The 13,447-nt window shown below is 50.7% G+C and carries 11 protein-coding genes; 7 read left to right on the top strand and 4 right to left on the bottom strand.

All coding sequences use genetic code 11. From position 1 onward, the window contains the following. Positions 1-25: 25 nt before the first annotated feature. From IC617_RS14340 to IC617_RS14330, 3 genes are read left to right on the top strand one after another with little or no spacing between them, the layout of a single operon-like run. Positions 26-1,060 carry an OmpA family protein gene (locus tag IC617_RS14340; protein ID WP_191145679.1) on the top strand — a complete coding sequence of 345 codons (1,035 nt, stop codon included), beginning with the start codon at positions 26-28 and terminating at the stop codon, positions 1,058-1,060. A 44-nt stretch (positions 1,061-1,104) separates the two neighbouring features. After that, positions 1,105-1,770, top strand: a complete 666-nt coding sequence (locus tag IC617_RS14335) for a transglutaminase-like cysteine peptidase (RefSeq protein WP_224746029.1) — start codon at positions 1,105-1,107, stop codon at positions 1,768-1,770. After that, the gene (locus IC617_RS14330; RefSeq protein ID WP_191145677.1) at positions 1,767-3,686 is read left to right on the top strand and encodes a bifunctional diguanylate cyclase/phosphodiesterase; all 1,920 of its coding nucleotides are present in this window, start codon (positions 1,767-1,769) and stop codon (positions 3,684-3,686) included. Before IC617_RS14335 ends, IC617_RS14330 begins: the two co-directional genes overlap by 4 nt. Here IC617_RS14330 and IC617_RS14325 read toward each other — a convergent pair. Then, complete coding sequence (locus tag IC617_RS14325; RefSeq protein ID WP_191145676.1) at positions 3,683-4,036, bottom strand: tryptophan synthase subunit beta like protein; 354 nt, start codon at positions 4,034-4,036, stop codon at positions 3,683-3,685. The genes IC617_RS14330 and IC617_RS14325 overlap by 4 nt on opposite strands. 130 nt (positions 4,037-4,166) lie before the next feature. Here IC617_RS14325 and IC617_RS14320 point away from each other — a divergent pair, with 130 nt between their 5' ends. Both IC617_RS14320 and IC617_RS14315 read left to right on the top strand, forming a co-directional pair. Then, on the top strand, positions 4,167-6,332 hold the full coding sequence (locus IC617_RS14320; protein WP_191145675.1) for a type I secretion system permease/ATPase: 2,166 nt from the start codon (positions 4,167-4,169) through the stop codon (positions 6,330-6,332). Next, entirely contained in the window at positions 6,329-7,705 is a 1,377-nt protein-coding gene (locus tag IC617_RS14315) for an HlyD family type I secretion periplasmic adaptor subunit (protein WP_191145674.1), read from the top strand. Before IC617_RS14320 ends, IC617_RS14315 begins: the two co-directional genes overlap by 4 nt. A 51-nt stretch (positions 7,706-7,756) precedes the next feature. On the opposite strand, the gene IC617_RS14310 is transcribed toward IC617_RS14315, so the two are convergent. Continuing rightward, the gene (locus IC617_RS14310; RefSeq protein ID WP_191145673.1) at positions 7,757-8,275 is read right to left on the bottom strand and encodes an FKBP-type peptidyl-prolyl cis-trans isomerase; all 519 of its coding nucleotides are present in this window, start codon (positions 8,273-8,275) and stop codon (positions 7,757-7,759) included. Positions 8,276-8,369: 94 nt separating this feature from the next. After that, positions 8,370-9,371: a glycerophosphodiester phosphodiesterase gene (glpQ, locus tag IC617_RS14305; protein WP_191145672.1), complete on the bottom strand. Its 1,002-nt coding sequence runs from the start codon at positions 9,369-9,371 to the stop codon at positions 8,370-8,372. Positions 9,372-9,651: 280 nt separating this feature from the next. On the opposite strand from glpQ, the gene bamJ reads away from it, so the two are divergent. Next, positions 9,652-10,266 (top strand): BamJ family beta-barrel-assembly machinery protein, encoded by a 615-nt coding sequence (gene bamJ, locus IC617_RS14300; protein WP_191145671.1) that lies wholly within the window; start codon positions 9,652-9,654, stop codon positions 10,264-10,266. Positions 10,267-10,371: 105 nt separating this feature from the next. Beyond that, positions 10,372-11,031, top strand: coding sequence for an alpha/beta hydrolase (locus IC617_RS14295; RefSeq protein WP_191145670.1), 660 nt, complete (start codon positions 10,372-10,374; stop codon positions 11,029-11,031). Between the two features lie 88 nt (positions 11,032-11,119). Here the strand turns inward: IC617_RS14295 and IC617_RS14290 are convergent, their stop codons facing one another. After that, positions 11,120-13,246: an alpha-amylase gene (locus tag IC617_RS14290; protein WP_224746028.1), complete on the bottom strand. Its 2,127-nt coding sequence runs from the start codon at positions 13,244-13,246 to the stop codon at positions 11,120-11,122. Between the last annotated feature and the right edge of the window lie 201 nt (positions 13,247-13,447).

The following is a 13,447-nucleotide window of genomic DNA, read 5'->3' as shown; positions in this document are numbered from 1 at the left end:
CAAAAAAATAAAGGACTGACACAACATGAGCAAACCCGCCAAGCTACTAAGTATTGTGGCCTTGTCGATTTCGGCTGTTTTAAATTCTACATCTGTTCAAGCTGACGAAGGTTATCGTTATTACGTCGGTGGCCAGATAGGCCATGCTGAGATGGATTCTGCCCATCAGCATGAGTCTGGCGCATCGCTGCAACGAGGCCCGATGTTCGGTGGCCAATTTGGTATCCAGCCATTCTCCAATGACCATTGGGAACTTCGTTTTCGTGCCGATTACTCGGAGCTGGATGTCGAGGACATCAGTGATGACGAGTCAGCTTGGTGGTATGCCCTCGATGCCTTGTATTTTTTCAACGAAGACTACAACTATGTGTTTGCAGGCCCCCACTATGAAGATTTCGATAGTGATGAGCAGGCCGGCGCTCACATCGGGGTAGGTGCTCGTTACTACTTCACCGACAATTGGGCATTAACTGGTGAGGTGCAGGGCTTGTACGGATTCGATGAGAGTTCGACAGATTTTGTTGCTAGCATCGGCTTACTCTATTTCTTTGGCCAACAAGGTGCCGCAACGACGGCCGCCGACGATGATCGTGATGGCGTCAATAACAACCTCGATAAGTGCCCTGATACGCCGCTTGGCCATAGTGTTGATGCTCAAGGTTGTACCCGTTTCTATGAGCAGGCGATCGTGAAGCAAGTGACTATTCTGTTTGCCCACGATGACGCCACGGTGCCCGCTCGCTCTTACAACAATGTGGCTGAGATCGCCGAATTTATGGCGCAACACCCGCAGTTAGATATCGTCATTGAAGGCCACACTTCTCTGGTTGGCTCTGCAACCTATAACCAAAAGCTATCGGAACGTCGCGCCGATGCCGTCAAGCAACTGCTGATTGAGCGTTATCAAGTTGCTGAGCAGCGCATCAGTGCGCTTGGCTATGGTGAAACACGTCCTGCCGTTTCTCCTGAGCAGAACGCCGATGATGCCGCAGCTAATCGCCGGATCATGGTTGAAATGAACGCCAGTAAACGGACGGCGATCACCAACGACGGCCAATAAGGAATTCCAATGGCAGCCACGACAACGTGTTGGAGGTTATGCTGATGCGAGCCTGGTGGGGCTGGCTCGGCGCGATCTTGTTGTCGTGGTTGCTGTGGGCCTCCCCTCAGCTTGATTTCAATAAAATGATCCAAGCGCTTCAGCAGCGCTATGGTGACGATGCCGCAGAGCGCGGTAGGCAGTGGCAGGCGCTTGTTCTGGCCCATGTTGATGCCGATGAATTGACCCAATTGAAGCAAGTTAATGACTACTTCAATGGCTTTTTGTTTGCTAACGATGATGTGGTCTGGAAGCAAGAAGACTACTGGGCAACCCCTGTTGAGTTTATTGGCAGAGCGGCTGGTGATTGTGAAGACTTCACCATTGCCAAGTACTACACCTTGTTAGAAATGGGGTTTGACGCCAGTAAGCTGCGGCTGATGTATGTAAAAGCAGTTGCTTATAATCAGCATCATATGGTGCTGACTTACTACCGCAAGCGTGGTGCTATCCCACTGGTTTTAGACAATATTGATCCCGCCATCAAACCTGCAACTGAACGTGGCGATTTAATCCCTATCTACAGTTTTAATGCCGATTACTTGTGGCTCGCCAAGGCACGAGGCGATGGCAAGTTAGTCGGAGAATCGAACCGCCTGAGCCTGTGGCGCGACCTCCGTGAACGTCAATCCGAATTTCAACATCAGTCCGAATCAAAGGATTTACCATGACCTTATATCGCCAAGTGTTATTGCTTTTGTTACTACTGACTGTGGTATCACTGTCGGCAGTGCTGATGTTGAATATTAAAAACAGCTCCGAATCACTTAGGTTACAACAGCAGGTGTCGACCGAGAATGCGCTCACTTCGCTCGGCATGCGTTTAGCGCCGGTGTTACAGCCTTATGATCGTGCGTTTGCTGAATCGACTATGTTAGCGGCTTTTGATGGCTCGTTTTTTCGCAGCATTGAAGTGACAGTCTTCGCCAATGACGAAATCCTTAGAAAAGACAATCAAGCACAACCAGCAGGCGTTCCTGCTTGGTTTACTAATCTATTTGAGATTGCGCCAGTCGTTGCCGAGGCGCCGATCACCAATGGCTGGACTGAAGTGGCATCCATTCGAATAGAAGCGCACCCGGGCTTTGTTCAAGCGCAGCTTTGGCGCCTAAGTATGCACTTGCTAACCTTTTATGGCTCATTATTCGCGTTTGTCAGTTTGTTAATGATGTTGGTACTGAGAATTGTCATTAAACGTCCATTGGCGCAAATTGAAAGTCAGGTCAATGCCATTGAGCAGCGTGAGTTTGGTTACCGCATTCCTCTGCCACGAACCCGAGAATTGCGCCAAGTGGTCAAAGCGCTTAACCATTTGACGGGGATTTTAAGCGAGCAATTCAAAGCCAATGCCGCCCAATTGCTCACCATGAAGACTCGGCTGCAACAAGATCCTGAAACTCAAGTGGCGAACCGCCGTCATTTGATCAATGAATTACAATCGCGGATGTCGGATCAACAGCCGCAAGCTGTGGTGATCTTATCGCTGCATGATCGTGACAAGATCCGCAAGCATTACGGCTACAAGCAATGGTTAGATTTGCTGCAGCAGTCGGTCGAATCGCTACGGCAGGTATTTTCTGACCAACAAGTGATGATTGGTCGCCTGTCGGAGACTGACTTCGCGGTTTTGATTCCGGTATTGCCCGAACAAGACTTGTCAGAGCCGCTGGCTAAAGTGGCTCATCATATGGATCAGCTTCACCAGCAGGGGATTGCGCCACTGCCGTCATCCTGTGCCTTAGCTGGAGTGCCGGTGGCCGCAGATGACAGCGTCACCGATGTGTTCACCCGTCTCGATCAGGCTTTGCGTGATGCTGAGCAACAAGGACAAAATCCTTGGTTGTGGCGCAGCAATACCGAAGAGCAACCACTTCGTTCTGGTCAGCAATGGGTGAGCTTGCTGCGCCAGCGAATCGTGCAGCAAGAGCTACAACTGCGCAAACAACCGCTGGTTGCTGAGCTGAACGGCCCGCCGCTTCATCAGGAAGTCTATGCCGGGATTAAAGATGAGAATGGCACTCCTCTGAATGCCGCTATTTTTGTGCCGGTGCTCGAGCAATTCGATTTAGGCTGTGATTTGGACCGAGCGGTATTGGCCATGCTGCAACAGCAAGCGCCGTTTGATACGCCTCAGGTTGTCAATGTGTCGCTCTCATCGATTCGTGACACTCATTTTTTGCAGGCTTTGGCGGAAGTTCCCACCGCTGAGCGGAGCAATTTAGTGATTGAATTGGCCGAGGTTTATATGAGCCGCGACTATGTTGCGGTGCAGAGTTTTGTTGCTGTGCTGCGCTCGTTGGGCTATCGCTATGGTGTTGATAATATTGGCGTTGGTACTGGGTTTGATGCGGCCGATCTGAAATACCTCAAAGAGATCCGCCCTGACTATCTGAAACTGGCAGCCGCCTTATGCCGACAAGTGGATGAACAAAACTTGACCCTAGTTGCTGGCGTGGTGAATACGGCGCGAAATCTGGATATTCCCGTGTATGCCACTGCAGTTGAGCAAGAGGCGCAACTTGCGGCGCTACAAAGTTGCGGTATTCAAGGGTTCCAAGGCTACATTAATAATCGTGATGAGCGCTAAATCAGTGGATCGTCTTCCGCGCTAGCGATCAGGGTGCTGTCGGTACTGAGATCACTCAGGCGTGTTCGGATCTCTTTTCGCTCCAGCAGTTTTTGTTGTGCTGCGGTTGGTAGCTCGGTGAATTGAATCATGTTTTTCTTGATTAGCAATTGAATCAAGTCTTCCAGCACCCGAATTAACGGTGTATCAGAGCTTTGTAGCAAAGAGATGACGTCAGCACCGTCACCGTGCTGCTTGAGAAAAGTCAGTAGCTCTGGGCTGTCGCTACTGATGGCCTCGGAAAACTGCTCGTTTTGTTCACGGGCAATGGCGACAATATCACCGGAGGTGTTGCGGCTCACAAAAAACATGTCTGCAAAGCTTTCATTCTGTTCACATTTTGTAAATCATAATGACGGTAACTGAGGGCATCGGCAACTGCTAATTGGTATTCCAACCGCGCCGAGTCGTCAGCTTGTGAAACTATTCAAAGGAAGAGTCATGTCAGACCCAGATCAACAGGGCTGGAAAATAAAAGATCAGGAAAAAGCATTTCTCGATCCCTTACTTGATGCGCTGACTTATTTATCGAAGTGGCATGGTAATCCTGTTGCGCGGGATGAGCTGGTTGCCGGTTTGCCGCTACCAGATAATCGGTTAACGCCAGAGCTGTTTATCCGTGCTGCGAAGCGCGCAAATTTATCGGCCCGCCTACTGAAGGTGGCGCTCGGCGATATTCAACCGCAGCTACTCCCGGCCGTTTTAATGCTGAAACAGGGCAAAGCGGCTATTTTGAGCAAGATCAGCGGCGATGAGGCGGCGTTGGTCATGCTCGAAAGCGGCGAGGGTGAAGTGCTCATGTCGGTCACTGAATTGGCTGAGCTATTCACCGGCTACGCACTGTTTGTTAAACCCCAAGTTAAGTTTGATGAGCGCACGCCGCAGTCACTTGAACATCAATCCGAACATTGGTTTTGGGGCACTCTCAAAGATAATTGGCGGATCTACCGCGACGTATTAATTGCCTCATTTCTGATTAGCTTGTTTGCCTTGGCAAGCCCGTTGTTTGTCATGAATGTTTATGATCGGGTGGTGCCAAATCATGCCGTAGATACCTTGTGGGTCTTGGCCATCGGCGTGTGTCTGGTGTTTATCTTCGATTTCGTGCTGCGTTTGATGCGATCGCATTTTATCGACGTGGCGGGCAAGAAGTCCGAAATCCTCATCTCCGCTCGGATCCTAGAGCGTGTGATGGGGGTGAAGTTAGCGCAGCGGCCAGCTTCTGTTGGTGCCTTTGCCAGACACTTGCAAGATTTTGATTCAATTCGAGACTTTGTCACTTCGGCAACCATTACTGCGGTCATTGATGTGCCTTTCACCTTACTGTTCTTCTTGATTGTGGCTTATCTGGGCGGCTGGATGGTCGCGGTGCCGCTGGTCATGGCATTGGTGATCATTGGTTACAGCAGTTGGATTCAAAAGCCGATGCGGCAGGCCGTTGATGAATCGGGCCGGATGTCGAGCTTAAAAAATGCCACCTTAGTAGAGGCTTTATCTGGGCTTGAAACAATCAAACTGACTGGCGCCGAAGGTCAGATGCAGCACCGCTGGGAGCAGGCCAATGGCCATATTGCCCAGTGGAGCGCGGAAAGCCGTCGTCACGCAGCATCGGTATCGGGAGTCGCCACCTTATGCGTGCAGTTGACCACGGTATTTTTGATTATTGCTGGGGTCTATCAAATCACTGTGGGTGACTTGTCGATGGGCGGCTTGATTGCTTGTGTCATGCTCTCAGGCAGGGCGTTACAGCCGATGGCACAAGTTGCTCAGCTGGCCACACGATATAATCAAAGTCGCTCGGCTTTTACCATGCTCAACGAGATTATGTCATTGCCCGTTGAGCGGCCAGAAGACAAACGCTTTCTCTATCGCGAAACACTGGCTGGCAATATCGATTTGAAAGATGTCAGCTTTGCTTATCCAGAGCAGCAAAATCCGGCCTTAACTGGCGTCAATCTATCCATTAAAGCGGGCGAAAAGGTCGGCATTATTGGTCGTATCGGCTCGGGTAAATCGACCTTGGGTAAACTCATTACCGCCATGTACGAGCCGCAACAGGGCAGTTTATTGCTGGATGATGTCGATAGCCGTCAGCTAAGCCCCAACCATATTCGTCATGTGATGGGCGTGGTGCCACAAGATGTCACCATGTTTTACGGCACGCTACGGGAAAACTTAACCTTGGGGGTACCTTGGATCTCCGACGAGCAAGTGTTGCGCGCCGCTGAATTATCGGGCGTGGATGAATTTGCCGCCCGCCATCCGCAAGGACTCGATATGCGGATCGCCGAGCGCGGTAGCAATTTATCGGGCGGCCAACGCCAAGCGGTCAGTCTTGCTCGGGCATTGTTGCTCGATCCGCCGATATTGGTGCTCGATGAGCCGACCGCTTCAATGGACAACACCAGTGAAGTGCGATTGAAAGCAAAACTGCAACAGCTGCTGAGCGATAAGACCTTGATTTTGATTACCCACAAAGCCTCGATGTTGGCTTTAGTGGATCGCCTGATCGTCATCGAGCAAGGCCGCATTGTTGCCGATGGACCGAAACAAGCCGTGCAAGAAGCGTTACGCTCTGGCCGACTGCAAGTGGATAGAGAATCATGAGTAAGCAGCCCGTTTGTTCCGAATCACTTGATATGATGCCAGATCGTGCTGCCGCTGCGTTATTAGCGACACCAACTGGTGCGCGGCAAATGCTGTGGGCGATTGTTGCATTTGTGTTCGTTGCAATTATCTGGGCGGCACTCGCTGAAATTGATGAGGTGGCTGTTGGTACCGGCAAAGTCATTCCATCTCAGCATCTGCAGGTTATTCAGAATCTCGAGGGCGGTATTGTCGCGGAAATTTTTATTACCGAAGGGCAAGCGGTCACTGCTGGCGAGCCCTTGTTGCGACTCGACGATACCCAGTTTCGCGCCAACTTTCGTGAAAAAAACCAAGCCTATGACAATAATCGGGTGGTGATTGCTCGGCTCAAAGATGAGATTGCTTCGGCAGCGGTCATTGCCGATGGTTCGCTTGGTACCAGTGCAGCGACTCCGCTGACCGATCAGCATCTGAGCGAGCTGGCAACCGAACTACCAGAGCTGGTCGCGCGCGAGAAGGTCGTGTTGGCGGGGCGTCTCAACGGCATGGTCAGTGCGCTGGAAGTGCTGGACGAACAGTACGCTCAATCTGAAAGTGACTTGCTGGCGCTAGAAGGGAAGTTAGAAAGCCTGAAGTTAAGCTATCAGCTGTCGCAGCAGGAAGTGGCATTAATGCGACCGTTGGTCGAAGAGGGCGTGGTTTCGCAAATCGAGTTTTTGCAGAAACTGCGTGAAGAAAACAACCTCAAAGGCGATATGGACGCCGCGCGCTTGGCTATTCCAAAAGCTCAGAAAGCGATGAATGAATCGCTGGAAAAGCGCCAGGAACTGGCATCGAAATTCCGTTCTGAATCGCTGCGAGAGCTGAGTAAAACCGAAGCCGAGCTGCGCCAGTTGCAGGAAAGCCGAGTCGGATTGCAAGATAAAGTGGTGCGAACCTTGGTGCGCTCTCCGGTCAACGGCACCATTCAGACGCTCAATATTAATACCGTTGGTGGTGTTGTTCAGCCGGGCATGAATTTGGTCGAAATTGTCCCGATGGACGGTCGCCTGTTGGTCGAGGCGCGAATTAAACCTGAAGATATTGCCTTTATTCGCAATGGCTTAGATGCCATGGTCAAGTTCACTGCGTACGATTTCGCGATTTATGGTGGCTTGGCGGGCAAGGTCGTTCACGTCAGCCCTGATACCATGGTTGATGAAGAAGGCATTAGCTATTATCTCGTTCGGGTGGAGACAGAGCAAAGTTATCTCGGTCAAGAGCAGCAGCCTCTGCCGATTATTACCGGCATGATGACATCGGTGGATATTATGACCGGCAAGAAGTCGGTGCTCGATTATCTGATGAAGCCCATTACCCGAGCGCGGGAAAATGCTTTGCGGGAGCGATAAATCGGCACTAAAAAGCCCGCCTTGTCAGCGGGCTATTTGCTTTGCGGAAGCTTAGTGGCAGTTGCCGCAGCAGCCAGAATCATCAGAATCTTTGTGATTGCCGCAGCTGCCGTGGCTATGTACGTGACCATGACTTAATTCTTCGGCAGTGGCGTCGCGAACTTCGAGTACTTCAACGTCAAAGGTCAAATCCATGCCTGCAAGCGGGTGGTTGCCATCGACGATCACTTCATCATCAGTGATATCAAGCACGATGACCGATTGCTCGCCGTCGTCAGTGGTTGCACGAAACTGCATACCCGGCTTCACTTCAACATCGCCAAACATCTCCAGCGGTACCGCTTGCATGAGGTTTTCATGGCGCTGGCCATATGCTTTAGCCGCTTCTACTTCAACGCTGAATGTGTCGCCCGCGACATGGCCAATCAGTGCTGCCTCCAGTCCTTCAATCAGTTGCTGATGGCCGCAAATGATTCGCAATGGTTCGCCATCCAATGACGAATCCAGCAGCGTATCTTGGGCATGAACTGAATAGTGAATGACAACGACTTTATCTTGAGCCACTTGCATTGGCGGTTCCTCAGTGTTCTGTGTGATGCGGTTCGATCAGCGCGCTGTGCGAGCTGCTGCTATCAGCCAAGTCTACCTGTAACGGCAGCAATAATCACGGGTTGGCTGCGTCTAGTTGCTGGCTAATTTGCACCGTTTGCCTCGGAAAATCGGTGAACAGGCCGTCAACTTTCACCGTTGCGATAAATACCCTGAGCCATTGTTGGTAGGATTCGGCCCAGCTAGGTAACTGATCGGCGCGAAAAGTGTAGGGATGAACGATTAGTTGCTGGGCTTTGGCATGGCTTGCCAGCGCGCTGGGTTGTTGTTGATTATCCACTAATTGTGGCCACCAGGGGCCGATACCATCGGCGTAGCTGGCGACATCAGCCATGCCTTCGGGGGTTTTTAGCCAGTCATAATCGGTGGTCGATAATTGCCAGCTATTTTCGCCAAGCAACTGCACTAATTTCAGTTTACTGCCCAGTTGGTGGCGGATCCGGCGCAGTTCATTGGCGTCAAAACACTGCACAAAGACCTTATGATGACGCGCGTTGTAACCATATTGGTTAAGCACCGCTAACACCTGCTTGCTAATATCTTGGCCCTGCTCACGATGCCACTTCGGCGCTTTGATCTCGGGATAGATACCAACTGTGTGGCCAGTGCTATGGTTGAGCCCCTGAATCAGCTCAATGTGTTCGGCGAAGGTGGCAATCCGCAGGCCAAGGTGCTTGACCGGAAACCGCATCGGGTACTCCGGGTGTTTGCTTTGATGATCGACTCGCTCGTGCAGCTCGAGCGTTTTCAGTTCGGCTAAATCAAAGTCAATGGCGTAAAAGCGGCCATTGGCTCTGGCTCGGTTTGGATATTTGGTGGCGACATCGGTGGTGGTATCCAAATGAATATCATGAAGCACCACAGCAACACCATCGCGGCTCATCACCACATCCTGTTCAATATAGTCGGCCCCAGCAGCATGGGCGTAGGCGACCGCAACCAGTGAATGCTCCGGCAGCAAACCAGAAGCGCCGCGATGAGCAATCACATCAATGGCATGGACCATTGGCGCGCTTAACAACAATATCCAAGCGATATACTTAGCGGCTATTTTCATGTGGTTACCTTAGAGCCTGTTGATCTTTGCTGTGTGTTTTTGCAGTAATAAACGAATAAAATTCATACACCAAAGGTCAACAGGCTATAGATTTCTCTGTTGACAGGAGATTACTGTCATCAATACACGGTTCTAATATAAAGCACGACTGTGACTATTTGACGAAGGGCTGGGCTAAATCAACAGGCTATTTTGCGGAGAAAGTTGTGTGCCAGAGCCGATTTTTTCGCCGCACTCTGTTACCATGCCACGCTTTAAAGAAATCAGCAGCGGAGACATTATGGCTGAGTACAAAACTGACGAGCAAAAAGCCAGCTACGGCGTAGGTCGTCAAATGGGTGATCAATTGGCCCAGCAAGCATTTGATGGTGTAGATATTGAAGCAGTTCAACAAGGTTTAGCAGATTCTCTGCGCGGTGAAGAATTTGTCGTTCCTGCTGACGAAATCAACGCCGCATTCGCCGTTATTCAACAGCGCATGCAAGAGCAAGAACAAGCAAAATACGCTTCTGTGATCCAAGAAGGTGACGTATTCCTGAAAGACAACGCTGCCAAAGACGGTGTTGAAGTTACCGAATCAGGCCTGCAATACGAAGTGTTGGTCGCTGGCGAAGGTGCTAAGCCAACCGCTGCTGACAAAGTAAAAGTTCACTATCACGGCTCTTTGATTGACGGCACTGTATTTGATAGCTCTGTGAATCGTGGTGAGCCAATTTCTTTCCCTGTGACCGGCGTTATTCCGGGTTGGGTTGAAGCCCTGCAGCTGATGACTGTTGGTTCTAAGTGGCGTTTGACGATTCCACAAAATCTGGCCTACGGTGAGCGTGGCGCTGGAGCTGCGATTCCACCATATTCAGTATTGGTGTTTGAGGTTGAATTACTCGATATCGAGTAATTGCTAGCGCAGCGATTGATAAGCAGGGCCTTGATGGCCCTGTTTTTGTTGGTAAGCACAGCAACACGCTGAGCCGTGTTAGCTAGTTGATGGAGGATCGAAACGATGGAATTGAACTGTGTGGTTCGCCAGACTGCCGATGACTTTGATGCAGTCGTGATTTGGCTCCATGGCTTAGGCGCCAGTGGTGACGACTTTGTTCCCGCATTACCTTACTTAGAACTGCCAGCATCGGCAAAAATCCGCTTTGTCTTTCCCAATGCTCCGCGAATTCCGGTGACCATTAACGCCGGTTATGTCATGCCTGCTTGGTACGACATCATTAGTATGGGGGAGCAACGAGAGTTCAATGTACCGCAGCTATTGGCCTCAGCCGACATGCTCAAGCAGTTGATTGATCTGCATGTTGAAGCCGGCATCGACTCCCGCCGAATTATCATTGCCGGTTTTTCTCAAGGGGGCGCGGTGGCCTATCAAACGGTATTGAATTACCCCAAACCACTGGCTGGTTTGTTGGCCTTGTCGACCTATTTTCCGACAGCGGAGCGGGCAATTTTAGGCTCGGCTAATCAAGCGATTGATATTGCTTTGCATCATGGCCATCACGACGAGGTGGTGACGCCACCAATGGCAAAAGCTGCGCTCAACGACTTAGTCAGGTTGGGTGCTAAAGTGAATACTCACTTTTATCCGATGAGGCATGAGGTTTGCTTGCCGCAGTTAAAAGATATTGGTGCCTTTATTAGTCGGCAACTGATGTTGTGATAGCCGGTGACTTGGCTGGCTAGGCTCTGTTGATATCGGGATCTGCGTCAGCGTGATACTGACAGCAGATCCCAAAATTGTTTCACAATTAGTTTTTACCAGCCCAAACAACCACGGCCGTATCACCGCCTTTGGTGCGTTTAAAGGCATACGGCGCATCGCTGATCTTGCTGTGCTGGCCAGCTCCGATAGCAACATGGCGATTACGGAACTGCGCCACTTTTTGCCAGTGTGCCAGCAAGTCGGCTCGCTCGCCGGTAATGCCAGCCCAGTTCATGTCTGAGCGCGTGCCTTGGTGCGGATCAGTCCCGGTAGGACCGAATGGCCGTGCCGTTTCATCGCCGTAGTAAACCTGCACGGCGCCAGGTAACAGTAAAAACGGCGCTGCAATGTCCCGTTGCTGCTCAAGGGTGCGACTATCCGTACCAAAGAACAAGCGAGTATCGTGGGATGAAATGTAACTCAGCACATTAAAACTTGAGTCGGAGTTAATCGCCTTGGCGTAGTCACTGAAAATCTGCTCAGCGTCGGCCATGCAATCCATCACTTTCTTGGCGTCATTGGCTTGGAAATCGAAGTTAATTACCGAGTCAAAACCGGCATCGAAGTAACCACTGCGATTCACGCCATGAGCCCAAACTTCACCCGTCATCCAAAATGGCTGGTCATCCAATGCTTTGTCAGGGTTGCTTTTCTTCCAAGTTGCAAGGGCTTGCTCTGCCCGTACTTTCAAGGCTTGCCATGATTCAAACTCGACATGCTTGGCGGTATCGGCACGGAAACCATCGATACCATAATCTTCGACCCACTGCGCTAGCCAGTGAACGAGGTAGTCGCGCACTGTGTAACCTTCGATTGCAACCGCGTTTGTGTCAGGCTTGTTGCGATAGAAAATCGGCAAGTCGACCACTTCATCGGACTCGGTTTTAAAGTCAGGCAAATAGGCTAATGACTTGGTACGCTCGTTGTAACCTGGGTTGTCGTACTCGGCAATGTCGGTGCGGATCCACTGCTTGCCCCACCAGTTCATCCAATTGGCATGGGTAAAGTCGATGTTGTGGTTAAAGTCGTGCCAGCTTTGATGCGACTTAGGTTGCCAGTTGGTCCACTGATCGGTACCCAATAGCTCCTCAACACTTTGGTTTTTATCGTAGAAACCACCAAAGTCATATTGCTGCATATCGGCCAGAGTGGCGTAGCCGGTATGGTTCATGACCACATCAAGCACGACCCGAATGCCTCGCTTATGAGCTTCATCTACAAAGGTACGCATGTCATCTTCGGTACCCATGTTGGCGTCAACCTTGGTGTAATCCATGACGTAGTAACCATGGTAGGCGTAGTGCTTGAAGTCGCCGCCGTTACCGCCGCCAACCCAGCCATGGATTTGTTCGTAAGGCGCCGTGATCCAGATGGCATTCATGCCGAGATCGGCAATGTAATCGAGCTTTTCGGTTAATCCTTTGAGATCGCCGCCGTGGAAGGTGCCGATTTCTTTATCGCCATCTTTCATTCGGCCATAGCTGTTGTCATTAGTCGGATCGCCATTGTAGAAACGGTCGGTCATGACAAAGTACACCGAGGCATTATCCCAACTGAACTCAGTGGGTTGGTGATCGGCTTTTTCGAGCAATAATAAGCCGCCACTTTTTGGTGCTGGTGCCAGAGTGACTTTACCGTTGCTCACGGTGGTGGTTTGATCGGAGTAGAAGTCACGTACTTTGGTGCCATCGGCAAAGGCGCTGGCAACATTGACTGTGACTTCGCCGCCGTCCCAACTTGGGCATACTTTGGCAACGCCGGGTTTAGGCACGGCCTTTTTCTTCGGTGTTAAGCCAATGCGCAATTGCGCCGGTTGCTGATTGGTGTCTAATGAGATGCGATAGGAAGTCTGGCGAAAGACCTTCAAATCAAACGCGGCATCTTCTGCGCATTCATTAGCGGCATAATCGCGATTCAATTTGACACGATCTTGGCTGACCGCACCGAAGCGCAAACCACAGGTGTTGGCAGAATCGGCAATTTGAAACTGGTGTTCGCCTTTCGGGAGGACGACATCAACTTGATAAACGCCGTCATCAAAGGAAAGCGGTTGACTGGTTCCCCAGTCGTTCATTGAGCCTTTTAAATAGAGCGCATCTGATGGTTGCGAAACGGAACAAGAGGCCGTTACCGTTGCTGCCAATATGAGCCCTAGCAAACGTGAACTTTGCATGATGGTTCTCGTGAATTATGTGATTGATTTATGGTTGATCGCCTAGCCTTGCGACCTATCAAAACTAGCATATGGCGGGTGGATTTAGAGACTTTGTGACCGGTTCTGTGAGCTGGTTTCAGAAGTAACCGGTCCCAGCGAATAGTCCGAAACTTTGTCAAATGTTCGAGGTGCCCGATAGAGGCTTATTCAAGCTGAGGT

Origin of the sequence: Neiella litorisoli, from assembly GCF_014773395.1 — a bacterium.
In the GTDB taxonomy this organism is placed as follows: Bacteria; Pseudomonadota; Gammaproteobacteria; order Enterobacterales; family Neiellaceae; genus Neiella; species Neiella litorisoli.
This window is presented reverse-complemented; position numbering and strand designations above follow the sequence as displayed.

Excerpts from the sequence above, each read along its gene's own strand:
- IC617_RS14340 (WP_191145679.1), top strand. The coding sequence starts at position 26 with ATGAGCAAACCCGCCAAGCTACTAAGTATTGTGGCCTTGTCGATTTCG.
- IC617_RS14335 (WP_224746029.1), top strand. The coding sequence starts at position 1,105 with ATGCGAGCCTGGTGGGGCTGGCTCGGCGCGATCTTGTTGTCGTGGTTG.
- IC617_RS14330 (WP_191145677.1), top strand. The coding sequence starts at position 1,767 with ATGACCTTATATCGCCAAGTGTTATTGCTTTTGTTACTACTGACTGTG.
- IC617_RS14325 (WP_191145676.1), bottom strand. The coding sequence starts at position 4,036 with ATGTTTTTTGTGAGCCGCAACACCTCCGGTGATATTGTCGCCATTGCC.
- IC617_RS14320 (WP_191145675.1), top strand. The coding sequence starts at position 4,167 with ATGTCAGACCCAGATCAACAGGGCTGGAAAATAAAAGATCAGGAAAAA.
- IC617_RS14315 (WP_191145674.1), top strand. The coding sequence starts at position 6,329 with ATGAGTAAGCAGCCCGTTTGTTCCGAATCACTTGATATGATGCCAGAT.
- IC617_RS14310 (WP_191145673.1), bottom strand. The coding sequence starts at position 8,275 with ATGCAAGTGGCTCAAGATAAAGTCGTTGTCATTCACTATTCAGTTCAT.
- glpQ (WP_191145672.1), bottom strand. The coding sequence starts at position 9,371 with ATGAAAATAGCCGCTAAGTATATCGCTTGGATATTGTTGTTAAGCGCG.
- bamJ (WP_191145671.1), top strand. The coding sequence starts at position 9,652 with ATGGCTGAGTACAAAACTGACGAGCAAAAAGCCAGCTACGGCGTAGGT.
- IC617_RS14295 (WP_191145670.1), top strand. The coding sequence starts at position 10,372 with ATGGAATTGAACTGTGTGGTTCGCCAGACTGCCGATGACTTTGATGCA.
- IC617_RS14290 (WP_224746028.1), bottom strand. The coding sequence starts at position 13,246 with ATGCAAAGTTCACGTTTGCTAGGGCTCATATTGGCAGCAACGGTAACG.